Origin of the sequence: Polaribacter sp. (assembly GCF_039939415.1) — a bacterium.
In the GTDB taxonomy this organism is placed as follows: Bacteria; Bacteroidota; Bacteroidia; order Flavobacteriales; family Flavobacteriaceae; genus Polaribacter.
Genome location: NZ_JBDVJE010000064.1, coordinates 54413 through 78922, shown reverse-complemented (window position 1 = coordinate 78922; position 24510 = coordinate 54413). Strand labels below are relative to the sequence as shown.

The window sequence follows — 24510 nt, the reverse complement described above, 5'->3', positions numbered from 1 at the left end:
AATTACTATTTAGTTAGATGCAATAATTTATAAAAACTTGCGTTAATTTTCTTTTTTGTAAAAACTTTCTAATCTTTCTTGTAAACCTTTTTTAGCTCTAAACATTATAGACTCTATAGAAGGCAAACTTTTACCAGTAATTTCAACAATTTCTTGATAACTCTTACCATCAATTTTTGCTAATGTAAAAATTACTCTTTGGTTTTCTGGAAGCGTATTTATTGCTTTAAAAATAATTGCTGATTTTTCTTTATTTTCTAATAAAATACCAGGATGATTTACTTCTGTAAAATAACTTGTTTTGTCTAAAGGAATTTCATTCCCTAAAATAGTTTGCATAAAAGCAAACCTTTTTTTGGTATTTTTTTTTCTAATAAATTCTAAGCATTTATTTGTAGCAATTTTATAAATCCAAGTAGATAGCTTAGAATCTCCTTTAAACTTATGAATTGATTTAAACACTTCTAAAAAAACTTCTTGAGCAACATCTTCTGCATCTTCTTTATTTGGTATAAAAGAAATACAAGTACCAAAAACTTTTTGCTGATAATCACTTAATAATTGACTATAAGCATTCTGTTTTCCTGCTTTTAATTTTTCTATAAAAATATCTTCGCTCAATAATTTATTTTCTAAAAAGTAAACTTACAAAAAAAGACTGCTTATTAAAGCAGTCTTTTTTAAATATTATGTATTTATATTTTACTTTGTCATTGTAACAACTCTTTGAGGTAAAGGTGCTTCATAATTTGCACTTCCTAAAGCTTCTACTATTTGCTGTCTTGTATCCCAATAAACATCCCAATAATTTTCACAATTTACATAAGGTAAAGCCAATAACTCTACACTATTTTCACCTAGGTTGTTAACAGCAACTCTTGGCGCATTTGCTCCTTCTTGTAAAATGTTTTTATCATTTTTAAGAACATCTAATACAATTTGTTTTGCTTTTGCAATATCAGAACCATATCTAATTGCAAATGGCATATCTATACGTAAATTACCTATTTTAGTTAAATTAGTAATTTTATTAGCTGTAATTGCAGAATTTGGAATAATTTCTGTTTCATTTTGAAATGTTTCGATAACCGTAACAAAAACTGAAATTTCTTTTACAAAACCAAAAGCACCATTGGTTTTAATTAAATCACCTACTTTAAAAGGTTTAAAAATAAGCAACATAATACCAGAAGCTATATGCCCTAAAGATCCATTAAATGCTGCCCCAATTGCAACACCAACACCTGCTAATAAAGCTGCAAAAGAAGCTATAGGTAACCCTACAATACCTGCAATAGAAATTATTAATAATAGTTTTAGTATAAAACCAATAGTAGTTAATAAAAAAGGCTGTAAAGTTTCATCAAAACTTCTTTTTTCAAAAAGTTTAGAAATTCCTTTCATAATAAACCTAATAATCCAAAGACCAATAATTAAAGCAGCTATTGCTCCTATTAATTGTAAACCCCAATTTCCTAAACCTGTAGAAATTGAATAATAAAAGTTTTTTAATGATTCTGAAATTGTTTCCATTGAGTATTTTTTTTTTGATTATATTTTCTAAAATTAAGACACCTTTTTTTTAAAAAGTCACGATTAAAATATTTATATCAGATTTTTTAAAGAGTAATTTAGATTATGTATCTTTGTAATACAATTAATATTTATGAAATTACTACTGCTTACTTTAGGTTTATTAGCACTTGCTGTTGCTGGAATTGCCATTAAAATTTGGGCTAAAAAAGATGGTAAATTTGCAGGTACTTGTGCAAGTCAAAACCCTGTATTAAATGAAACTGGTGAATCTTGTGGTTTTTGTGGAAAAACTCCAGATCAGTTTGATACTTGTAATGATACCCAACACAATAATTAATAACTTTTTTACTAAATGATTTTAACTGTACTCTTCTACTCTTTTGTAGTAATTACAGCTATTCAAATTATTTACTATTTAGTCTTTTCTACTTTTTTATTTGACAATAAAAAGGATAAAAAAAAGGTGTTAGAACTTCCTATATCTGTAATTATTTGCGCAAAAAATGAAGCCAAAAATCTTAAGACCTTTTTGCCATCAATAATTAATCAAGAATACTCTAACTTCGAAATTGTATTAATAAATGATGCTTCATCTGATAATACTGATGAAATAATGCAATCATTTAAAAAAGAAAATAACAACATTAAAATAATTAATGTTGAAAATATTGAAGCTTTTTGGGGAAATAAAAAATATGCTTTAACATTAGGAATTAAAGCTGCAAAAAACGATCATTTATTATTTATTGATGCAGATTGCAAACCACTTTCTAAACATTGGATTTATGAAATGGCTCAAAATTTTAATAAAGATAAAACCATTATTTTGGGTTATGGAAAATATAAAAAAGAAAAATCTATTGTAAATTTATTTGTAAGGTTTGAAACCTTATTAACAGCTATTCAATATTTTAGTTATGCAAAACTAGGGTCACCATATATGGCAGTTGGTCGTAATTTGGCTTATGATAGACAAGAGTTTTTTAATGTGAAAGGTTTTATTAATCACATGCATATAAAGTCTGGAGATGATGATTTGTTTATACAAGATGCTGCCAATAAAATAAATACAAGAATTTCAACTTCAAAAAACAGTTTTACAGAATCTTTAGCTCCTAAGAGTTTTGTAGAATGGTTTAGACAAAAAAGAAGACATATTTCTACAGCAAATTATTATAAATTTAAGCATAAATTTTTCTTAGGATTATTCTTTATGTCTAAAGTGCTGTTTTTTATTTTAGCTACTACTCTATTTTTCTTTTATCCTTGGCAAATTATTTTACCAATATTTTTAACATATTACTTAGTTCAATTTATTGTTATCGGTTTTTCTGCAAAGAAATTAAGTGAACCAACACTCATTTATGTATTACCTTTTTTAGAAATTGGGCTACTAATATTTCATTTATCGATATTTATCACTAATTTAACATCAAAACCAAATCATTGGAAGTAAGCAAATCTAAACTTGAAATAAATATCTCTAAAGCAAAAAATGGAAATCAATCTGCTTTTAGATTTTTGTTAAATACTTTTTGGGCAGATGTTTTTAATTTTCAATTAAAAAGAACTCAGAGCGAAAATGATGCAGAAGATATTACTATTCAAACATTTTCTAAGGCTTTTGATAAAATTGATACTTATAACAACAAATACGTTTTTAAAACTTGGTTAATTACAATTTCTAAAAATGTACATATAGATTTAATTCGTAAAAAAAATATTTCTATAGCTGCAGATACTTCTAAAGAACAAGAAGAACAAGCTTATTTGGTTGTTGATGAAAACCCAACTCCTGAAGATAAAATTATTACCGAACAAAATTTAGCAAAATTGTTAAGAGACATTAAACAATTAAAACCTAAATACCAAGAAGTTATACAACTACGCTATTTTCAAGAATTGAGTTATAAAGAAATTTCTGATCAAATAAATGAACCAATGAATAATGTAAAAGTAAAATTATTACGTGCTAAAAAATTATTGGCAGAAATAATTAAGAAATCTTAAATTTGAAAAAATCTTTCTTACAATCTCTAGGACCAGGTTTATTATTTGCAGGTGCAGCAATTGGCGTATCTCATTTAGTACAATCTACAAAAGCAGGTGCAGATTTTGGTTTTGGTCTTATTTGGGCCTTAATATTAGTTCATGTTTTTAAATATCCGTTCTTTCAATTTGGTCCACGTTATGCAGCTGCTACAGGAGAGACTTTATTAGATGGTTATAAAAAGTTAGGCAAAGGAGTTTTAATTGCCTATTACATTCTTAATTTTGCTACCATGTTTACCATACAAGCTGCAGTAACTATTGTTACAGCTGGTTTAGCATCACAGCTTTTTGGTTTAAATGAACAACTAAGTTTGGTAAATTGGGCAACATTATTAATGCTAATTAGTGTTCTATTTTTAGTGATTGGTAAATACAAATTGTTAGACAACTTAATGAAATACATAATAGTAATCTTAACAATTAGTACCATTATTGCAGTTAGTGTTGCATTATTTAGCACAAAAGACACTTTTAATGTAGCTCAAATTATTCCTTCCGGAACTGTAGAGTTGACTTTTTTAATTGCTTTTTTAGGATGGATGCCTGCACCTTTAGACGTATCTATTTGGCACTCTATTTGGTCTATAGAAAAAGACAAAACTACCGTAATAAAAACAAAACGAAAAGATGCCATTTTTGATTTTAATATAGGTTATATTGGTACACTTTGTTTAGGAATTTGTTTTTTATTATTAGGTACATTAGTAATGTATAAATCTGGAGAATCATTTTCTAATAAAGGAAATGTTTTTGCTTCGCAGTTGATAAATTTATACACGCAAAACCTTGGCGATTTTTCTTACATATTTATTGCTATAGCTGCTTTTACAACCATGTTTAGCACAACAATTACTACAATGGATGCTTCTCCTAGAGCAATGAACAGAACTACTAAATTATTAATGAATAAAGAATTAAAATTTGGCTATTGGTTTTGGATTATTTTCTTATTTACAGGTACTTTTTTAATCTTATATTACTTTATGGATAATATGGGTTTATTAGTTAAAACAGCTACAATTCTATCTTTTTTAACAGCTCCTTTTTATGCTATTTTAAATTTTAAATTAATTACAGGTAAGCATACTCCAAAAGAACATCAACCAGGAATTTTATTAAGAATTTTAAGTAGTATTGGTATCGTCTTTTTAATAGGATTTAGTCTTTGGTTTTTAATGAGCTTATAATTTTTTCTTTTCTTCACAATAAAATTATTGCTATGATATCAAACCAAAAACTTACTAAAAAAAAGAAAAATAAATTACGTTTAAAGTTAATAATTGCTACTATTTCCTTTTTTATTATTAAGACTATAATTTCTGATTAAGAACATTTTAAAGATGGAATAACTGGAAGTTTTTAAAATATATCATCTTTATTTTTTAGTCTTTATTTCATTTTTTCCTTTGTATCTTTGCTATTCAAATTCAATAGAAAATGGCATTAGATTCTGTAATACTTCCAGAAAAACCTAAAAAACCAAAATGGTTACGTGTAAAGTTACCTGTTGGAAAAAAATATACTGAATTAAGAAGTTTAGTAGATAAATATCAATTAAATACAATTTGTACAAGTGGTAGTTGTCCTAACATGGGTGAATGTTGGGGAGAAGGAACTGCAACTTTTATGATTTTAGGAAATATATGTACGCGTTCTTGTGGGTTTTGTGGTGTAAAAACAGGAAGACCAGAAACTGTAGAATGGGATGAACCAGAAAAAGTAGCTCGTTCTATTAAATTAATGAAAATTAAACATGCAGTAATTACATCTGTAGATAGAGATGATTTAAAAGATGGAGGTTCTATTATTTGGGCAGAAACTGTAGATGCAATTCGTAGAGCAAACCCAAATACAACTTTAGAAACTTTAATTCCAGATTTTCAAGGTAACACAAAGCAAATAGATCGAATTATAGCAGTGCATCCTGAAGTAGTTTCTCATAATATGGAAACTGTAAAAAGACTTTCTAGAGAAGTTCGTATACAGGCTAAATATGATAGAAGTTTAGAAGTTTTAAGGTACCTAAAAGAAAAAGGAATGCGTACTAAAAGTGGTATTATGCTTGGTTTAGGAGAAACTGAAGATGAAGTTATGCAAACAATGAGAGACTTGCAAGGAGTTGGATTAGATGTTTTAACTATTGGACAGTATTTACAACCTACTAAAAAACATTTACCTGTTCAAGAATTTATAACACCAGAACAATTTAAAAAATATGAAACTTATGGTTTAGAATTAGGTTTTATGTATGTAGAAAGTGGTGCTTTAGTAAGGTCTTCTTATAAAGCACATAAACATGCTATATAACATTAAATTAGTTCAAAATATTAAGAAATTAAAAACCATCTCTTTTATAGAATACTCCTAAAAAGTTAGATACTATTTAGGGGTATTTTTATAGACATAAAAATCAATTATAATTATGTTTAAAAACAAAACTACCAAGATCACTACAAAAAAATAGAGTTCTACTTCCAATTCATTTTGATGTTCAAAAACGGCAAACAGAGACCAAAGCTTTAGCAAATAAACAATTTGAATACTATAAAGTAATTTAGTTAAGTGCACCTGCACATTTGATAGTCAATTCTTTACCTTTTCCTCCACCAGCAGATGATTATACAGGTGGTTCTTGGACAAAATGGTTAAATACCAATTCGTTATAAAAATCTCCTTACCTAATTAGTATTTAGATTTAACAAAACTTCATGAAGTTATTAATAATACAAATGAAGAACGAATAAACCTAACAATAGAATATGATTCCTAATAAATGGGTAAGAGGTATCATCAAAAAACCCCAATAATTTCTCATTGGGATTTATATCTTTTAAAAATAAGATTCTGAAACAAGTTCAGAATTTAACCTTAGCTACACGTTAAATCTAAAGTGCATTACATCACCATCTTTAACAATGTAATCCTTACCTTCTACCCTCATTTTACCAGCTTCTTTTACTTTAGCTTCAGAACCATAAGTTACATAATCTTCGTAAGAAATAGTTTCTGCTCTAATAAAACCTTTTTCAAAATCTGTATGAATTACTCCTGCTGCTTGAGGCGCAGTAGAACCAATAGGAATTGTCCAAGCTCTTACTTCTTTTACTCCAGCTGTAAAATAAGTTTGTAAGTTTAGTAATTTATATGCAGAACGCACTAATCTAGAAACACCAGCTTCTTCTAAACCAATATCTTCTAAAAACATTTGTCGTTCTTCATAATCTTCTAATTCTGTAATATCTGCCTCTGTTCCTACTGCTAAAACAATAACTTCTGCATCTTCTTCTTTAACAGCTTCTCTAACCTTTTCTACATATTCGTTTCCAGAAACTGCAGAATTTTCATCTACATTACAAACATATAATACAGGTTTAGAAGTAATAAATTGTAAAGATTGTACAAATTCAATTTCTTTTTCAGAAAATTCTAAAGCTCTAACTGATGTTCCTTGTAATAAAGTTTCTTCAATTTTAAGCAAAACCACCAATTCTGCTTGCGCTTCTTTGTTACCTGTTTTTGCAGTTCTTTTAACTCTTTCTAGTCTTTTTTGAACTGTTTCTAAATCTTTTAATTGTAATTCAATATCAATAGTTTCCTTATCTCTTACAGGATCAATAGAATTATCTACATGAATAATATTATCGTTATCAAAACAACGCAAAACATGTAAAATAGCATCCGTTTCACGAATATTTGCCAAAAATTGATTTCCTAACCCTTCTCCTTTACTTGCTCCTTTAACAAGACCAGCAATATCTACAATCTCTACAGTTGCAGGTAAAACCTTTTCTGGGTTTACCAATTCTTCTAATTTTTCTAAACGTGTATCAGGTACGTTTACAACTCCTAAGTTTGGTTCTATTGTACAAAAAGGAAAGTTAGCACTTTGCGCTTTTGCATTAGATAAACAGTTAAATAAAGTTGATTTTCCTACGTTTGGTAATCCTACAATTCCGGCTTTCATGTAAATAAATTTTGCGATTGCAAATATAGTTTTTTATTCATAAAAAAACCTCGAATAAATTCGAGGTTTTCATGTTAATAAGGTCTAAGTATATATACTCAGTTATTCATTATGCATAAAGCTTTGTTTCGCTAATAATTCTTCTTCTGTTTCTACAACATCATCATCTGGCACACAACAATCTACAGGACATACTGCAGCACATTGTGGCTCATCATGAAAACCTTTACATTCTGTACACTTATCTGGTACAATGTAATAAAGTTCGTCTGAAACGGGTTCTTGATCTTCTTCTGCGTTTACAGATTTTCCGCTTGGTAAAACTATATCACCACTTAAATCTGTACCATCTGCATATTTCCAATCATCTGCTCCTTCATAAATTGCTGTGTTAGGACATTCTGGTTCACAAGCCCCACAATTTATACATTCATCTGTTATTATAATTGCCATAATTTTCTGTTCTGTTTTTGTACCTTTGCAGTTGCAAAAATAAAGCCAAAATTATTTACAACCAAAATAAATGAATAGTATTCAAAACAGAATTACTGCATTCGCAAAATTAGGAGCCTTTTTAAGTCAGTTTTCTATCGATAATATAAAAAAAATCGATAATATTGAGCATAATGACATCTTTTTTGATGGCTTTTTACATCAAATAAAATTAGCACAAGAAAACAATTCTTGGTTTACTAAAAATAATATCTTATTCTCTTTACAAAGTTTGAGTAAATCTTTAACTGCAAGTAATTTAAATGATTTTATAAGTAACTTAAATATTGATATCAAAAACTCTAAAAAAGTTGCTATTATTATGGCTGGTAACATCCCTTTAGTTGGTTTTCATGATTTTCTTTCGGTACTAATTTCTGGCCATTCTGTGTTAGTAAAGCAATCTTCTAGCGATAAACACTTATTACCCTTTTTGGCAAAGTATTTAGAGTATGTAGAGGAAAGTTTTAAAGGAAAAATCACTTTTACAGAAGAAAAGTTAACCGATTTTGATGCTGTAATAGCTACAGGAAGTGATAATACTGCACGTTATTTTGAATATTATTTTAAAAGTAAACCAAATATTATTAGAAAAAGTAGAAATTCTGTGGCAGTAATCACTGGAAAAGAAACTGAAGAAGATTTTATAAACCTTTCTGATGATGTTTTTCAATATTTCGGTTTAGGTTGCAGAAGTGTTTCTAAATTATATGTTCCTAAAGGATTTAATTTTGATGCATTTTTTACAGGAATGTATGTAAAAAAAGATCTTATTAATAATGCAAAGTATGCAAATAATTACGATTACAACAAAGCTGTTTATTTGATGAGCGAGTTTGATTTATTAGAAAATGGTTTTCTAATGATTAAAGAAGATGAAAGTTACTCTTCTCCTATTGCAACCATTTTTTACGAATATTATGATAACGAAATAGATTTAAAAATAAAATTACATCAAGATAAAGAAAAAATTCAATGTATTGTTGCCAAAGACTTTATAGAAAATGAAGTTGCTTTTGGGCAAACTCAACATCCGAAATTAACAGATTTTGCAGATGGAGTTAATACTTTAGAATTTTTATCCGAAATATAAATTAATTAAAGTTGTCATTTTGAGCGAAATATAATGTAGTCGAAAAATCTATTAGATTTCTCCATAAAGTCGAAATGACATTATAAAAACAATATTAAATTTTTGAATTTTAAAAAAAATGAAAAAACATAATTTTAGTGCAGGACCCTGTATTTTACCACAAGAAGTTTTACAAAAAGCATCAGAAGCAATTGTAAATTTTAATAATGAAGATTTATCTTTAATAGAAATATCTCACAGAAGTAAATCTTTTGTAAATGTTATGGAAAAAGCACGCTCTTTGGCTTTAGAATTGTTAGGTTTAGAAAATAAAGGTTATAAAGCTTTATTTTTACAAGGAGGTGCTAGCATGGAGTTTTTAATGGTTGCTTATAATTTATTGAATAAAAAAGCAGCGTATTTAAATACTGGAACTTGGTCTGATAAAGCTGTTAAAGAAGCGAAATTTTTTGGAGAAATGATAGAAGTTGCATCTTCTAAAGACAAAGGTTACAACTATATTCCTAAAGGATATTCTATTCCTAATGATGCAGATTATTTTCATTGTACAAGTAACAATACTGTTGCTGGTACACAAATAAAAGCTTTTCCAGAAACAAATGTTCCTTTGGTTTGTGATATGAGTTCAGATATTTTTTCTCGTCAATTAGACTTCGAAAAATTCGATTTAATTTATGCTGGTGCTCAAAAAAATATGGGACCTGCTGGAACAACTCTGGTTATTATTAAAGAAGAAATTTTAGGAAAAGTAGAGAGGCATATACCTTCTATGTTAAACTATCAAATTCATATTGATAAAGATAGTATGTTTAATACACCCTCTGTTTTTGCTGTGTACGTTTCTATGTTAACTTTACAATGGTTAAAAGATTTAGGTGGAATTAAATTTATTGAAGAAGTAAATAATAAAAAAGCGGCACTTTTATATTCTGAAATTGATAGAAATCCGCTTTTTAAAGGAATTGTAGCAAAAGAAGACAGAAGTAATATGAATGCTACTTTTGTTTTAACCAATGAAAGCTTAAAAGAAACTTTTGATACTATGTGGGCAGAAGCTGGAATTAGTGGAATTAATGGACATAGAAGTGTTGGTGGTTATAGAGCAAGTATGTACAATGCTTTACCTTTATACAGTGTACAAGCTTTAGTGGATGTAATGCAAGAGTTAGAAAGAAAACAGCTATAAAGCCATAAAAAATACAGAATGAAGTTCGAGTTAAACAATTAAACGTTTCAACTTTTAAACAATTACACAAGAAATTAGAATGAAAATATTAGCAAATGACGGAATTTCTCAAAGCGGAAAAGATGCTTTAGAAAAAGGAGGTTTTGAAGTATTAACTGTAAAAGTTGCTCAAAATCAATTAGAAAATTACATCAACGAAAATAATGTTGATGCAATTTTAGTTAGAAGTGCAACACAAGTAAGACAAGAATTAATTGAAGCATGCCCAAGTTTAAAATTAATAGGACGTGGTGGTGTTGGTTTAGATAATATTGATGTAGAATTTGCAGAAGACAATGGTTTACAAGTAATTAACACTCCTGCTGCAGCTTCTAGTTCTGTAGCAGAATTGGTTTTTGCCCATCTCTTTGGAATGGTAAGATTCTTACACTCTTCTAACAGAGAAATGCCTTTAGAAGGAGATTCTCGTTTTAAAGAATTAAAAAAAGCCTATTCTGCAGGAATTGAATTAAGAGGAAAAACAATTGGTATTATTGGTTTTGGTAAAATAGGACAAGAAGTAGCAAAAATTGCAATTGGTCTAGGAATGAACATTTTAGCTATAGATAAACAAGTTACAAGCGCACCAATTACTCTAGAGTTTTTTAACGGACAAAAAACTACTTTTACAATTGATACTGTAGAAAAAGAAGATGTATTAAAAGATTCAGATTTTATAACTTTACATATTCCAGAGCAAGAAGAATACGTTCTTACTGCAGATGAAATTGATAAAATGAAAGATGGAGTTGGCATTATAAATACAGCTAGAGGTGGTGTAATCAACGAAGTAGATTTAGTAAACGCCATAGAAAGTGGAAAAGTTCAGTTTGCAGGATTAGATGTTTTTGAAACAGAACCTACACCAGCTGTTCAACTTTTAATGAATCCAGAACTTTCTTTAACTCCACATATTGGAGCTTCTACTTTAGAAGCACAAGACAGAATTGGTTTAGAATTAGCAAAACAAATTATAGAACATTTACGTTAATGAGCATTATTGCAGAAAATTTATTAAAAATAAAACAATCACTTCCTGAAGATGTAACCTTAGTTGCAGTTTCTAAAACCAAACCTGTTTCTGATTTACAAGAAGCATATACTGCTGGTCAACGAGTTTTTGGTGAGAACAAAATTCAGGAAATGGTTGATAAGTATGATACTTTACCAAAAGACATAAAATGGCACATGATTGGTCATTTACAACGTAATAAAGTAAAATACATGGCTCATTTTGTTGATTTGATTCATGGAGTTGATAAATTTTCAACCTTAAAAGAAATTAATAAACAAGCTAAAAAACATCAAAGAGTTATAAATTGTTTATTACAAGCAAAAATTGCTAAAGAAGAAACAAAGTTTGGTTTATCTTTTCATGAAATTGAAAACATACTTTCATCCGAAGAAATTAAAAAACTAGAAAACATAAAAATTGTTGGGTTTATGGGTATGGCAACCTTTACAGACAATAAACAACAATTGCAAGATGAGTTTTCATCTTTAAAAAACTTTTTTAATCAACAAAAAACAAAATCTATAACTACAAATTGTGAACTACAAATTTTATCAATGGGAATGAGTGGAGATTACTCTTTAGCCATAGAAAATGGTAGCACAATGATTAGAGTTGGTAGCTATATATTTGGTCATAGAAATTATAATCCTTAAATTTAGCTTAAAGAAAAAGAATTTGTACGCAATTTTAGATATAGAAACAACAGGAGGTAAATTTAATGAAGAAGGAATAACAGAAATTGCTATCTATAAATTTGATGGTCACTCTACTGTAGATCAATTCATAAGCCTCGTAAATCCAGAAAAACCAATTCAAGAATTTGTTGTAAAACTTACAGGTATAAGTAATAAAATGCTTAAAAATGCGCCTAAGTTTTATGAAGTTGCAAAACGAATAATAGAAATTACTTCTAATTGTATTTTAGTAGCACACAATACAGATTTTGATTATAGAATTTTAAGCACAGAGTTTGATAGATTAGGTTATGAATATAATAGAAATACATTGTGTACTGTAGAATTAAGTCAGAAATTAATCTTAAATCAACCTTCTTACAGCTTAGGAAAACTTACAAAATCTTTAGGCATACCAATGTCTGACAGACATAGAGCTTCTGGAGATGCTTTAGCAACTGTTCAATTGTTTAAATTATTATTAGAAAAAGATACTAATAAAACAATTATACAAAGTTCTATAAAATACCATGACAGAAGAAACTACAAACAAAAACTTAAATCTTTATTAGATGACATTCCTACTGTACAGGGTGTTTATTATATACATGATGTAAACGGAAAAGTAATCTTTTTAGGCAGAGGTAACAATATAAAAGCAGAAGTAAATAAACTATTTTTAAAAGTAACCAAAAGAGCCATTAAAATTCAAGAACGAGCAGATTCTATTTCTTTTGATAAAACCGGTAATGAGCTTTTTACCAGATTAAAATATGCAATTGAATTAGAAGCTTTATCACCTAAATTTAATTTTAAAAAGAAACTTAAAAACACAACCCAAAACTTTAATAATGAAGACTTTATAATCATTGAAAAAGGTAGAGAAGTAGAAGAACATGCTGTTATTTTAGTAGAACAAAATGAAGTTTTTGGTTTTGGTTATACCAATCTAAATTTTCAAGAAAAAAGATTAGATATATTAAAAACAGTGTTAACACCTGTAGAAAATAAAATTCAATCTAAAAACATTATTAAAAATTATATTAATAAAAATAAAGTTCAAAAATTAATTAGATTGTAAATGAAAAAAATTGCCCTACTGCTACTTTTATTTTCAACTAGTTTTATAATTGCCCAGAAAAAGAAGTCAACTAAAATGGGTTTAACCACTTTAGATGAACTTAAAATGACAATTTACGATAAAGATTCTACAGCAACAGCAGTAGTTTTGTACGAACATGCAAATCGTTATCCAGATAGAGATAATGATGAAATACCAAGAACAGACTATTATTACAGAATAAAAATATTAAATAAAGCTTCTTTTAATTTAGCAAATATTAAAATAAACCTATATAAAGAACAGAGAATTAAAGACATAAGTGCGAAAACTTATAACTTAACAGATACAAGAACCATGCATGTCTCTTCTGTTTTAAAAAAAGACATCTTTACTATTGAAGAAAATAAAAATTGGAAAACTGTAAAATTTACACTTCCAAATTTAAAAGAAGGATCTATAATCGAATACAAATACAGTATTTTATCTCCATATTTAAGTATTAATGATTGGTATTTTCAATCTGATATCCCAAAAATTAAAAGTGAATTTGATACTTCTATTTTAGGAAATTACAAGTATAATATTAAAAAAACTGGTTATTTAAAATTAGATAAAAATGAACATTCAGTAGATAAAAAGTGTGTTTATGTAGATGGTATTGGTGAAGGTACATGTGCTACTTCTTCTTATGGAATGTATAATATCCCAGCATTTAAAGAAGAAGAATACATGTTAAGTAAAAAAAATTATATCTCTAAAATTTCTTTTGATATAAAATCGATAACAAGCTATAGAGGTGTTGTTGAAAATTTAACAACTACCTGGAAACAAGCTGATAAAAGTTTGAAAAAACGTTTCTTTAACAATCAAACTTCCAAAAAAAGTTTTTTCAAAAAAAACTTACCAGATTCTATTTTATCTATAACAAATAATCTAGAAAAGGCTAAAAATATTTATCGCTTTATACAAAATCATTACACCTGGAATGAAAAATATTGGTCAAATAAAGATGCAAAAGTAAAACAAGCTTTTGATAATAAAACCGGAGATATTGGAGAAATAAATTTATCTCTATATAACAGTTTAAAAGCAGCAGAAATTGAAACTAAATTAGCAGTTTTATCTACTAGAAATAATGGAATACCAACAAAACTTTTTCCTGTAATTTACGACTACAATTATGTTATTGTTAAAACTAATATAGATGGTAAAAATTATTTTTTAGATGCTTCTAATAAATATTTACCTTTTGGACAAGTACCTATAAGAACACTAAATGGCGAAGCTAGAGAAATAAATTATAAAGAAAAAAGTTCTTGGGTAGCTCTTAAACCAAAATATAGTTCTACTGTTAACTTTACTTGTAAATTAAAGCTATCTGAAGAAGGAGTTTTTGAAGGTAATTTAATGATTAGTAAAAACGGTTATTTTGCAGTAGAACAAAGAGAAGAAATATCCTTAAAAAATAAAGACAGTTATTTAGATGATTTTGAAGCCAAATATATAGATGTAGAAGTAGAAGATTATACTGTTAAAAATTTAAATAATCTTGACAAAACTTTACACGAAATTTTTAAGGTTAGAATAGAAATGGGTGAAGAGTTAGGAAACAAATTAAGATTAAATCCTTTTCTATTTAATAGAGTTTCTAAAAATCCTTTCAAATTAAAAGAAAGAAACTATCCTGTAGATTTTGCATACACAAGAAGAAAAAACTATTACCTAAACCTAGAAATACCAGACAACTATAAAATAATCAGTTTGCCTAAAAAAAGAGCTATATCTTTGCCTAATAAAGGTGGTAAATTTACAATAAACATTATTCAGAGAAATAATATTATTACTATTTCTACTAGAATACAGATAAACAGAAGTATCTTTTCTAGTGAAGAATATTTTGCTTTAAAAGAATTTTACAAGCAAATAATTTTATCTGAAAACAGTAATATTGTATTAGAAAAAGAATAAGTTTTTTATTTTAAGGTTTTAAAATACGTCAAATGACGTATTTTTTTTTTATATATTTAGCCAGATTTTTGTTTTGTAACTCTAAATCACTTAATATGAAAAAATTACCTGCATTACTAATTTGCTTATTTTCTACTTTTTTCCTGTTTTCTCAAGATGAATTTGGTACAGGTTTAAAGTTTGATGAGGCAATGTATAACCAAATACCTCAATCTGTACCTATAATAACTAGAAGCTTTACTTCTATGCCTTCATCTTTCAGTTTAAAAGGGTATGCTCCTACTCCAGGAAACCAAGGAAGTCAAGGCTCTTGTGTTGGTTGGGCAAGTGCTTACGGTGCAAGAACAATTGCAAACGCAATAAAAAATGGCTGGAAATATAATACATCTAAAATTAATCAAAACACATTTTCACCAGCATTTGTTTACAATCAAATAAGATATAATGCAAAATGCGAAGGAGCATACATAGAAAATGCCATGAAGGTTATGAATAATAATGGAGCTGCTAAATTAACAGATTTTCCTTATGATTATAAAACCTGTTTAAAAACACCTTCTAATTACGTTTATAGCAAAGCTAAAAACCATAAAATTTTAAACTTTGAAAGATTAGCAAAATGGAACAACCCATACAATTTAGTAAGTAAAGTTAAAAAAGCTATTTCACAAAAAAACCCTGTGGTAATTGGTTTATTTCGTTTTTCTAGCCTAAAAACAGATTACAACAATGTTTGGATACCAAGCTCAGGTAAATCTGGTCATGCAATGGTAGTAGTAGGTTATGATAATAATAAATCTGGTGGTGCTTTTGAAGTAATGAACTCTTGGGGCACTCGTTTTGGTAAAAATGGTTTTTTTTGGATTAAATATGAAGATTTTAAAAGACAAGTTAAAACAGCTTATGTTTTAGTTGACAAAAATAGTAACAACAACGATTTTAATAATAATAATAATAATAATAATAATAATAATATAACCTATAGTAAACTTGGAGGAGAGCTTACATTAAAATTAAGCAATGGTAATAGCATGCCAATTAAATTAGCAGATGGTGCAACAAGAAATTTTAATATTGTAAAAGCCACCAAAACTACCTATAAAGTAAACAATACATATACTTCTGGTACTCAATTTAGAATATACTTAAAAAGTAAACAAAGAGGTTATGTATATCTAATTGGTTATGGTTCTGGAGATAAATCTGTAAACAAACTATATCCGTTTGAAAATTTTAGCGATTATTTTAATTATACCAATAGTGAAATTGCATTACCTAGTGAAGATTATTTTATAGAATTTGATAATCAACCTGGTAGAGATATTCTTTGTGTACTTTATAGTAAAGAAAAATTAAATATCAACGATATTGTTAGTAAAGCCAGGTATGGTTCTGGTGATTTTGTTTCTAGAGTAAAAAAAGCATTAAGTTATAAAATGTTTAAAGGTACAGATATCTCATTTAGTGAAAATAAAGTTTCATTTAACGCAAGTTCCAAAAACTCTTCTGCAAAAGTTGTTCCTATTTTTATAGAAATGAACCACCAATAAAATCAAATTATGAAAAAGTTAAAAACTTCCCTCCTTTTATTCTTTTTATTATCATCAATAGTTTATGGTCAAAATAGCGGTAATTATGTTTACCAAGAAAATTTTGATAGCAAAGGTACATGGCCTGCAGGTAGTAATGAAAACATAGAATTAAATGTTTATAATGGAAGGTATTATTTTGAACATAAAAGAACAAATGAATCTTGGAAAATAACTTCTACCAGTTTTAATTTAGACACATCAAAAGATTTTGAATTAGAAATCTCAATTCAAAAAATTTCAGGAGTATCTAGTTCAGGAATTTCATTCTTATACGATTTTAAAGATGGTAATAACTATAAAGAATTTGGTTATACCTCTAGTGGATATTATAGAGTTGCAGAATCTATAGAAAATTCATATACTAATCTAAAAGAATGGACCAAAAACAGCAATGTAAAAACAGGAAACTATGGAATAAATAAACTTAAAGTTTCTAAAAAAGGGAGCTCTGTTACTTTTTATATAAATGGTTCTTCTGTTTATAGCACTTCTTTTAAAAATTTTGTTGGTAAGAAAATAGCATTAGCTCTTTATAAAAATCAAAAAATCTCTATAGATTATATTAAAGTAAAACAAATAAATAGCTCATCAACTAATTATACTAACAGTTCTAAAAAAACAATTCTTTTTGATGGTTTTAATAGCAATGCAAATGATTGGTCTATTCAAAATGATAATGACGTTACATTAGACATAAAAAATGGAGACTATATTTTTGATCATAAAAGAGAAAGTGGTGGTTGGTCATCTACATTAGAAGAAAAAATTAATACTTCAAGAAACTTTAAAATTAGTGCTCAAATCAAAAAAATTTCTGGTATTCAAAATAACGGATTTGGTTTAATTTATGGGAGAAAAGATTCTAATAATCAAAATCAATTTTTCTTATCAGGTAATGGATCTTATGTCATAAAACATTTAAAAAATGGAAAGCAATCCTTTACGAAAGATTGGACAAAATCTAACCATATTAAAACAGGTAATGGAGCTGTAAATTATTTAAAAGTACAAAAAGAAGGTACCAAATTAAAATATTACATCAACAGTAATTTAGTTCATACCTCCTATTCATATCAGTTTTTTGGAGACAGAACTGGTTTTATAATATATGGTAAACAAAAAATTTCTATAGGCTATATTAGTATGGCATATACAGATAGTAAAACCAATATCAAAAAAGATAACACAACAAAAACTATTATTTATGATAGCTTTTATTCTAATAAAAATGAATGGGGTATAGCAGATAATGATAAAGCTAAACTAGAAATTAAAAACAGTAAATATTATTTCGAATATAAAGGAGATAAAGGTTGGACAAGTAGTAAAGGTTTTGATTTTGATAATACCAGAGATTTTAAGGCAGAAGCTTCTATTCAAAAAATATCTGGAATCAAAAACAATGGTTTTGGTTTAGTTTTTGGAAGAGAAGATAGTAAAAATCAACACCAATTTTTAATAAATGCTTTAGGTAGTTACTCTATTGATACTTATGATAATGGAAAATTAACAACACTTGTAGATTGGACAAAATCTTCTTCAATTAAAAAAGAAAATTACTCTACAAATATTTTAAAAATTGAAAAAAGAGGAAATAAACTACAGTATTACATTAACAATTCTTTAGTTTATACAGATACTAACATGACTATTTATGGTAAACGCTATGGATTTTCTATTTTCGATCCTCAAAAAATTGCAATAGATTATTTCTATCTTTCTTATTTAGATAATGGTCCTAATGATACCAATATCTTCAACAACAATACAAAGTTTAAAGGAGATTTATTTTTTAGCGATAATTTTAATAGCACAAATACAAATGAATGGTCTACTCAAAATAATGAAAAAATTCACTTTAGATTTTTAAATGGTAAATACCATGTACAACATAAAAGAAAGGATAAAGGTTGGTCTACTTACATTACAAAAAAATTCGATAGCTCCAAAGATTTTGAAATAGAAACCAAAATAGATAAAATAAGTGGTGTTACAAACAATTCTTATGGATTAACTTGGGGGTTAGATGATAACAATAGTTTTCGATTTTTTATAGCAAGTACAGGTTATTATAAAATTTCAAGAACTGTAAATAATAAAGAAGAAGTAATTGTAAAATGGACTAAATCTTCTAATGTTAACCAAAATAATGGTGCTTCTAATATTTTAAAAGTTAGAAGAGAAGGAGAAAATTATAAATACTTTATTAATGATAGATATATTACAAAAACAGATTTCGAACCTTTTTACGGAGACAAAATTGGATATGTAGTATATGCAGACCAAGAAATTGCAGTAGATTATTTAAAAATTTATCAATTAAAAAATAGTAATAACAATACAATTGTTACTAACAAAAAACTAAAACTGCCTCTTTTTGATGATTTTGATGGAAATACAAATGGTTGGAATTTAGAAGATTCAGATGATTATTCTGTTGCAATTGCTAACAGTAAATTATTACTACATAAAAAACAAGAAGGTGGTATTTTTATTAGTAGAGATGTTACTATAGACACATCTAAAGATTTTATAATAGAAACCGCATTAAGCAGAGTAACCAAATCTACAGACGGACTTTATGGTATTACTTTCGGAAGAAAAAATTCTTCTAATGAATACTCGTTCTTATTTTCTGGTAACGGAAGTTACATTTATAGAAAATTTGATAATGATGTGTATAAAAAAATTATTCCTTTTACAGAATCTTCTGCTATTAAAACAGATTTAGGCGCTTCTAATAAGGTTAAAATTGTAAAATCTGGCAATTTATTACGTTTTTATATAAACGATCAATATGTAAATGAAACACCTTTTGAAGGTTTTTTTGGAAGTAAATTTGGATATACACTTTATTATGATAAAAAAATAGCTGTAGATTATTTAGATATTAGATATCAATCTTCTAGTTTTAACAATCCACCAGTAGTTGTAATATCATCACCAAATGTAGAAGCAAAAAGAGGTTTTAAAATTGTAAAAACAAAAAGAATTCAGGTTCAAGGTAGAGCTACAGATGCTGATGGAATTTACGAAATAACTGTAAATGGTATAGAAGCAAACGTAGCTGAAGATGGTACATTTACAGCAAACGTACCTTTAAAATATGGTAAAAACGATTTAATCGTTAAAGCTACAGATTTAAAACAATCTTCATCTACTAAAACATTTATAATTAAAAGAACTTCACCAATTGTAGATGATACAACCATTACAGATAATACTATAGATAAATTAGATATTGGTTTTGGTAAATACCATGCTTTAATTATTGGTGTTAGTGAGTACAAAGACGAAAGTATTGTAGATTTAAATGGAGAACCTACTAAAGATGCAGATGCACTAGCTAGTTTATTAATATCTAAATACAATTTTAACCAACAAAATGTTACTGTTTTAAAAAATCCGACAGAAAACCAAATTATAAAACAGTTTTACACACTAAGAAAAAACGTTGGTAAAAATGACAATTTAGTAATTTTCTATGCAGGACATGGTAATTATGATGAAGCAAGTGAAAAAGGATATTGGATGCCTGCAGATGCAGAAATGGAATTTGAAGGAAATGTAATTTTAAATACAAGTATTGTTTCTTATATAAAATCGATAAACTCTAAACATACTTTGCTAATTGCAGATGCTTGTTTTAGTGGTAGTATTTTATCTACAAACAGAAATTATAGTAAAGCTTCAAACGCCGTAAAAACTAAATATTCTTTACCAAGTAGAAGAGCAATTACAAGCGGAACCTTAACAACCGTACCAAATAAAAGTGTATTTATGAAGTACTTGTTAAAAAGGTTAAGAGACAACACCAAAACATATTTATCAGCTGGCCAACTATTTAACATGATAGAAGACCCTGTAATTAATAATACTTCTGGAGATAACAAACCACAATACGCACCAATTAGTAGAACAGGTGATGAAGGTGGAGATTTTATTTTTATCAAGAAAAATTAAAAACTTTTTTACATTATTTTAGCTCTTATTTTAATTAAAATAAGAGCTAATTTTTTATAGTAATTATTAGCATTATATTTGTAATACAATTCATGTATTTTGAAAACAACAAAACAATCTAAACCTTCTTCTTGGAAAAACAATCTTCATGAAATTATTTATGAAGCAGATACAAGAGCTGGTAAATTTTTTGATGTAATTTTATTAATAGCAATTCTAGCAAGTGTTTTGTTAGTAATGCTAGAAAGTGTAGATAGTTTTGATAAAAAATACCATTCGTTCTTAAATTTTTCTGAGTGGATTATTACCATTTTGTTTTCTCTAGAATATATTGCAAGAATTATTTCTATAAAAAAACCATTAAAATATATTTTTAGCTTTTATGGAATTGTAGATTTATTATCTACTTTACCTAAATACTTATCATTATTTTTTATTGGTTCGCATCATCTTGCTGCTTTAAGAGCTTTACGCTTATTAAGAATTTTTAGAGTTTTAAAATTAGCACGTTATGTAGGTGCATCAAATAATTTAATGACAGCTTTAAAAGCAAGTAAAGCCAAAATTTCTGTTTTTTTGTTTTTTGTTTTTATACTCTGTATCATTCTTGGTACAGTAATGTATATGGTAGAAGGAGAAGAAAATGGTTTTACAAGTATTCCTAGAAGTGTTTATTGGGCAATTGTAACACTTACAACTGTTGGTTATGGAGATATTGCTCCTCATACACCTTTAGGACAATTTATAGCAAGTATAATTATGATTTTAGGTTACGGAATAATAGCAATTCCTACAGGAATTGTAACTTCAGAAATGTCAAAATCTAAACTAAGTGCTATAGATACAAATACACAATCTTGTAAATATTGTTCTGCAGAAAACCACAAAGACAATTCTCTATACTGTTATAACTGTGGTAATAAATTATAATAAATGGCCTCTAAAAATTTTCTAATTACAATTGTAGGCCCTACTGCTATTGGTAAAACAGCTTTAAGTATAAAATTAGCAAACTACTTTAAAAGTAATATTATTTCTTGCGATTCTAGACAGTTTTATAAAGAAATGAATATTGGTACTGCTGTTCCTGATGAAAACGAACTAGCAGCAGCTAAACATCATTTTATACAAAACAGAAGCATTTTTGATGATTACAATGTAGGTTCTTTCGAAAAAGACGCGTTAGAAAAATTAGATGAACTTTTTAAAGAAAATCCAGTTCAAATTATGGTTGGAGGTAGCGGTTTGTATGTAGATGCTGTTTTAAAGGGATTAGATTATTTTCCGAAAGTAGATGCTAAAATAAGAGAAGATTTAAATAATAAATTACAAAAAGAAGGTTTAAAATCACTTCAAAATAAACTTAAAGAATTAGATTTAGAAACTTACAATACTATTGCAATAGACAACCCTCAAAGAGTTATTAGAGCCTTAGAAATTTGTGTTGGTTCTGGTACATCATACTCTACCTTTAAAAACAAACCAAAAGCACCAAGAAACTTTCATTCTATAAAAATTGGTTTAGATGCAGAAAGAGAAATTATTTATAATAGAATAAATAAGCGAGTAGATATTATGATTGCAAATGGTTTGTTAGAAGAAGCCAAATTATTGCACAATCATAAAACTTTAAACGCATTACAAACTGTGGGTTACAGAGAATTGTTTTCTTATTTTGATGGAGATTTTACCAAAGAATTTGCCATTTCTGAAATTAAAAAAAACACCAGAAGATTTGCTAAAAGACAAGGAACTTGGTTTAAAAAAGACCAAAATACTTTCTGGTTTAATTACAAAACTGAAATAGAAACTATTATTGCCAAAATTTCTGATAAAATTAACAAAACTAAGCAATAACAAATTTTTGTAATTCATTCACTTTTATATCTTTGTCACACAAAAAAACAAAAAACATGAAATCTAAAATTCTTTTTATTTGTATTGCTTTATTAAGCACATTTGCTATTGCTCAATCTAAAGTTGGTACTATAGACAGTGATTATATTATTCGCTTAATGCCAGAAACTAAAATTGTACTCAAAAGGTCGCAAGATTATGGTGCTAAATTAGATTCATCTTTTAATATTAAATTAGAGGCATATAAAACAAAAGTAGATGCTTATAAGAAAAACGAAAAAACTTTAGGTGCTTTAGCTAAACAAGCAGACATTAAAGAACTTACTGAATTAGAAACAGATATTAAAGCATACCAAGATAATGGAAACAAATTAATGCAGTTAAAAAAGAATGAGTTAATGCGTCCTTTATATAAAAAATTAAATGATGCTATTACTATAGTTTCTAAGGCAGGTAAATACACTCAAGTACTTACAATTTCTGGAAATCAGTTTGCTTACGTAGATCCAAATTTTGATATTACAGAATTAGTTTTAAAAAATTTAGGTATTAAAATACCTGAAGCTAAAAAATAATAACCCTAACTTTAATAAAATTTAAACCTCACAAAATTGTGAGGTTTTTTTGTTTTACATAATTAAATAAAACAAAAATATAGAAACATTTTATAGGTATCATAAATATTTAATACAATTAGAACAGATAAAACTTCACAAAAAAATAGCTTTTGATAATCCAAAATGGAAATTCTATTTTTTGACTTTTTAAAATAAAAACACGAACTTCGCTAATGCAGATTATAAGTCATTAAAACGGACGTCATAATCGTCTTAAGTTGTAAATAATTAGAAAAATGAAAAACACATATGTATTATTGTTAATAATATTATCCCTAATTTCTTGCTCTAAAAATGATTACCTTAATAAAGATAATCAATGTAAGGTAATTGGAACAAATGGCGATTATAAAACTGAATATAATACAGTTACAGAAACTATCGATACTATAGGTGACATAATATATCCTGTGCAGTATGTTTATAACTCTAAAAATCTTCTAATTACTCGTATTCGATATGATAATGTTTATAGTATTTCTGATTTTCACAGAGACATCGATAATATTAATTATGATTCAAATAATAGAATAAATGAAATCTCTACATATAATCGAGTAAAGGACTATACAGCTGTTAAAACTTATGAATACAATGGTTCAAGCACATTACCTACAAAAATAACTAGGCATAAATTAGAAAACAATGGCTCTAAGCAATTAACTTATACTGAATCTTTAACACATAATCATGCTAAACAATTGAGCCGTGTTTTAAAAACACCTAAAGACATGGAATATTCTTTTGAAACTGTATATAGCTATAATGAAGATGGTAATCTTATAGAACTTAAAGTAGAAGAAATTGATATAGATAATAATATTATATGGAGATCTATAGAAACTTATGGAAATTACGATAATCAACGAAACCCTTTTAACGGCTTGCCTTTTTCTGATTTAAGAGGTATTTCAGAGTCAAATAACAATTATTTTAAATATTCTAAAACTGCAGGTTATACTGAGACTTATTTAAACTCAGGACCAACACCGAGTGAATCTTCAGGTTATACTTACACACCAACTGATTTAAACTATCTTAAAAGATCAAAATATCAATGTGATGAATAAACTATTTACAACACCGTATAAAATTAATGTGGGTTTTTATGGTTTTCCCAAAGTTTTAGGTCTGTTTACATGGTCGCTTATTCTTATTTGAGTATTTTTAGGTCGACAAGATAAAAACATAAAATAAGTATAAGCTTAGTGTTAGGCTGAAAATCTCCCGATTTTCAATCCCACACTAACTTTATACAAAACCGTTAGCGAATTAACAATAACGAAAGTTAGCAAACAAGTTTTAGCCCTGATAGAAACAATTGTTTGAGCTCTTTTTTATTCCTTTTTTAGGATAAAAAAAGCGAGTGTGGATAGCAGGAAATAGCTTCAAAAAAATA

Annotated in this window: 21 protein-coding genes; 17 read left to right on the top strand and 4 right to left on the bottom strand. The window is 27.3% G+C overall.

Annotated elements, in window-relative coordinates; all coding sequences use genetic code 11:
• Positions 1 to 42: 42 nt before the first annotated feature.
• The gene (locus ABJG40_RS10725) at positions 43 to 621 is read right to left on the bottom strand and encodes an RNA polymerase sigma factor (protein WP_348024575.1); all 579 of its coding nucleotides are present in this window, start codon (positions 619 to 621) and stop codon (positions 43 to 45) included.
• 81 nt (positions 622 to 702) lie between these two features.
• Positions 703 to 1533 carry a mechanosensitive ion channel family protein gene (locus tag ABJG40_RS10720; protein ID WP_348024574.1) on the bottom strand — a complete coding sequence of 277 codons (831 nt, stop codon included), beginning with the start codon at positions 1531 to 1533 and terminating at the stop codon, positions 703 to 705.
• A 133-nt stretch (positions 1534 to 1666) separates the two neighbouring features.
• Here ABJG40_RS10720 and ABJG40_RS10715 point away from each other — a divergent pair, with 133 nt between their 5' ends.
• The 5 genes from ABJG40_RS10715 (at position 1667) to lipA (ending at position 5895) form a co-directional block, all read left to right on the top strand.
• The gene (locus tag ABJG40_RS10715; protein ID WP_348024573.1) at positions 1667 to 1873 is read left to right on the top strand and encodes a membrane or secreted protein; all 207 of its coding nucleotides are present in this window, start codon (positions 1667 to 1669) and stop codon (positions 1871 to 1873) included.
• Between the two features lie 15 nt (positions 1874 to 1888).
• Positions 1889 to 2992, top strand: coding sequence for a glycosyltransferase (locus ABJG40_RS10710; RefSeq protein ID WP_348024572.1), 1104 nt, complete (start codon positions 1889 to 1891; stop codon positions 2990 to 2992).
• On the top strand, positions 2983 to 3546 hold the full coding sequence (locus ABJG40_RS10705) for an RNA polymerase sigma factor (protein ID WP_348024571.1): 564 nt from the start codon (positions 2983 to 2985) through the stop codon (positions 3544 to 3546). The genes ABJG40_RS10710 and ABJG40_RS10705 overlap by 10 nt, the downstream gene beginning before the upstream one ends.
• Before the next feature lie 2 nt (positions 3547 to 3548).
• Positions 3549 to 4775 (top strand): divalent metal cation transporter, encoded by a 1227-nt coding sequence (locus ABJG40_RS10700; protein ID WP_348024570.1) that lies wholly within the window; start codon positions 3549 to 3551, stop codon positions 4773 to 4775.
• A gap of 250 nt (positions 4776 to 5025) precedes the next feature.
• Positions 5026 to 5895: a lipoyl synthase gene (gene lipA, locus ABJG40_RS10695; RefSeq protein ID WP_348024569.1), complete on the top strand. Its 870-nt coding sequence runs from the start codon at positions 5026 to 5028 to the stop codon at positions 5893 to 5895.
• A gap of 565 nt (positions 5896 to 6460) precedes the next feature.
• Here lipA and ychF read toward each other — a convergent pair.
• Together ychF and ABJG40_RS10685 are read right to left on the bottom strand one after the other, a co-directional pair.
• Positions 6461 to 7552 carry a redox-regulated ATPase YchF gene (ychF, locus tag ABJG40_RS10690; protein ID WP_348024568.1) on the bottom strand — a complete coding sequence of 364 codons (1092 nt, stop codon included), beginning with the start codon at positions 7550 to 7552 and terminating at the stop codon, positions 6461 to 6463.
• Positions 7553 to 7654: 102 nt separating this feature from the next.
• Positions 7655 to 8005: a 4Fe-4S dicluster domain-containing protein gene (locus ABJG40_RS10685; protein WP_348024567.1), complete on the bottom strand. Its 351-nt coding sequence runs from the start codon at positions 8003 to 8005 to the stop codon at positions 7655 to 7657.
• A gap of 70 nt (positions 8006 to 8075) precedes the next feature.
• Here ABJG40_RS10685 and ABJG40_RS10680 point away from each other — a divergent pair, with 70 nt between their 5' ends.
• The 12 genes from ABJG40_RS10680 to ABJG40_RS10625 all read left to right on the top strand — a co-directional run bounded on the left by ABJG40_RS10680 (position 8076) and on the right by ABJG40_RS10625 (position 24181).
• Complete coding sequence (locus ABJG40_RS10680) at positions 8076 to 9137, top strand: acyl-CoA reductase (protein WP_348024566.1); 1062 nt, start codon at positions 8076 to 8078, stop codon at positions 9135 to 9137.
• A gap of 118 nt (positions 9138 to 9255) precedes the next feature.
• Positions 9256 to 10323, top strand: coding sequence for a 3-phosphoserine/phosphohydroxythreonine transaminase (gene serC / locus ABJG40_RS10675; protein ID WP_348024565.1), 1068 nt, complete (start codon positions 9256 to 9258; stop codon positions 10321 to 10323).
• A 79-nt stretch (positions 10324 to 10402) separates the two neighbouring features.
• Entirely contained in the window at positions 10403 to 11353 is a 951-nt protein-coding gene (locus tag ABJG40_RS10670; RefSeq protein ID WP_348024564.1) for a D-2-hydroxyacid dehydrogenase, read from the top strand.
• Positions 11353 to 12030 (top strand): YggS family pyridoxal phosphate-dependent enzyme, encoded by a 678-nt coding sequence (locus ABJG40_RS10665; protein ID WP_348024563.1) that lies wholly within the window; start codon positions 11353 to 11355, stop codon positions 12028 to 12030. Before ABJG40_RS10670 ends, ABJG40_RS10665 begins: the two co-directional genes overlap by 1 nt.
• 22 nt (positions 12031 to 12052) lie before the next feature.
• Complete coding sequence (locus ABJG40_RS10660; protein WP_348024562.1) at positions 12053 to 13132, top strand: 3'-5' exonuclease; 1080 nt, start codon at positions 12053 to 12055, stop codon at positions 13130 to 13132.
• A complete protein-coding gene (locus tag ABJG40_RS10655; protein WP_348024561.1) occupies positions 13133 to 15082 on the top strand; it encodes a DUF3858 domain-containing protein in 1950 nt (649 codons plus the stop codon).
• Positions 15083 to 15177: 95 nt separating this feature from the next.
• The gene (locus tag ABJG40_RS10650; protein WP_348024560.1) at positions 15178 to 16632 is read left to right on the top strand and encodes a C1 family peptidase; all 1455 of its coding nucleotides are present in this window, start codon (positions 15178 to 15180) and stop codon (positions 16630 to 16632) included.
• Between the two features lie 9 nt (positions 16633 to 16641).
• Complete coding sequence (locus ABJG40_RS10645) at positions 16642 to 20637, top strand: hypothetical protein (RefSeq protein WP_348024559.1); 3996 nt, start codon at positions 16642 to 16644, stop codon at positions 20635 to 20637.
• 96 nt (positions 20638 to 20733) lie between these two features.
• The gene (locus tag ABJG40_RS10640; protein WP_348024594.1) at positions 20734 to 21567 is read left to right on the top strand and encodes an ion transporter; all 834 of its coding nucleotides are present in this window, start codon (positions 20734 to 20736) and stop codon (positions 21565 to 21567) included.
• A 3-nt stretch (positions 21568 to 21570) separates the two neighbouring features.
• Positions 21571 to 22494 carry a tRNA (adenosine(37)-N6)-dimethylallyltransferase MiaA gene (miaA, locus tag ABJG40_RS10635; RefSeq protein ID WP_348024558.1) on the top strand — a complete coding sequence of 308 codons (924 nt, stop codon included), beginning with the start codon at positions 21571 to 21573 and terminating at the stop codon, positions 22492 to 22494.
• A 56-nt stretch (positions 22495 to 22550) separates the two neighbouring features.
• A complete protein-coding gene (locus tag ABJG40_RS10630; protein WP_348024557.1) occupies positions 22551 to 23069 on the top strand; it encodes an OmpH family outer membrane protein in 519 nt (172 codons plus the stop codon).
• Positions 23070 to 23347: 278 nt separating this feature from the next.
• The gene (locus ABJG40_RS10625) at positions 23348 to 24181 is read left to right on the top strand and encodes a hypothetical protein (protein WP_348024556.1); all 834 of its coding nucleotides are present in this window, start codon (positions 23348 to 23350) and stop codon (positions 24179 to 24181) included.
• Positions 24182 to 24510: the final 329 nt, after the last annotated feature.

Coding starts and splice junctions, on each gene's coding strand:
- miaA (WP_348024558.1), top strand. CDS start 21,571: ATGGCCTCTAAAAATTTTCTAATTACAATTGTAGGCCCTACTGCTATT.
- ABJG40_RS10680 (WP_348024566.1), top strand. CDS start 8,076: ATGAATAGTATTCAAAACAGAATTACTGCATTCGCAAAATTAGGAGCC.
- ABJG40_RS10625 (WP_348024556.1), top strand. CDS start 23,348: ATGAAAAACACATATGTATTATTGTTAATAATATTATCCCTAATTTCT.
- ABJG40_RS10715 (WP_348024573.1), top strand. CDS start 1,667: ATGAAATTACTACTGCTTACTTTAGGTTTATTAGCACTTGCTGTTGCT.
- ychF (WP_348024568.1), bottom strand. CDS start 7,552: ATGAAAGCCGGAATTGTAGGATTACCAAACGTAGGAAAATCAACTTTA.
- lipA (WP_348024569.1), top strand. CDS start 5,026: ATGGCATTAGATTCTGTAATACTTCCAGAAAAACCTAAAAAACCAAAA.
- ABJG40_RS10645 (WP_348024559.1), top strand. CDS start 16,642: ATGAAAAAGTTAAAAACTTCCCTCCTTTTATTCTTTTTATTATCATCA.
- ABJG40_RS10670 (WP_348024564.1), top strand. CDS start 10,403: ATGAAAATATTAGCAAATGACGGAATTTCTCAAAGCGGAAAAGATGCT.
- ABJG40_RS10655 (WP_348024561.1), top strand. CDS start 13,133: ATGAAAAAAATTGCCCTACTGCTACTTTTATTTTCAACTAGTTTTATA.
- serC (WP_348024565.1), top strand. CDS start 9,256: ATGAAAAAACATAATTTTAGTGCAGGACCCTGTATTTTACCACAAGAA.
- ABJG40_RS10630 (WP_348024557.1), top strand. CDS start 22,551: ATGAAATCTAAAATTCTTTTTATTTGTATTGCTTTATTAAGCACATTT.
- ABJG40_RS10665 (WP_348024563.1), top strand. CDS start 11,353: ATGAGCATTATTGCAGAAAATTTATTAAAAATAAAACAATCACTTCCT.
- ABJG40_RS10710 (WP_348024572.1), top strand. CDS start 1,889: ATGATTTTAACTGTACTCTTCTACTCTTTTGTAGTAATTACAGCTATT.
- ABJG40_RS10650 (WP_348024560.1), top strand. CDS start 15,178: ATGAAAAAATTACCTGCATTACTAATTTGCTTATTTTCTACTTTTTTC.
- ABJG40_RS10685 (WP_348024567.1), bottom strand. CDS start 8,005: ATGGCAATTATAATAACAGATGAATGTATAAATTGTGGGGCTTGTGAA.
- ABJG40_RS10720 (WP_348024574.1), bottom strand. CDS start 1,533: ATGGAAACAATTTCAGAATCATTAAAAAACTTTTATTATTCAATTTCT.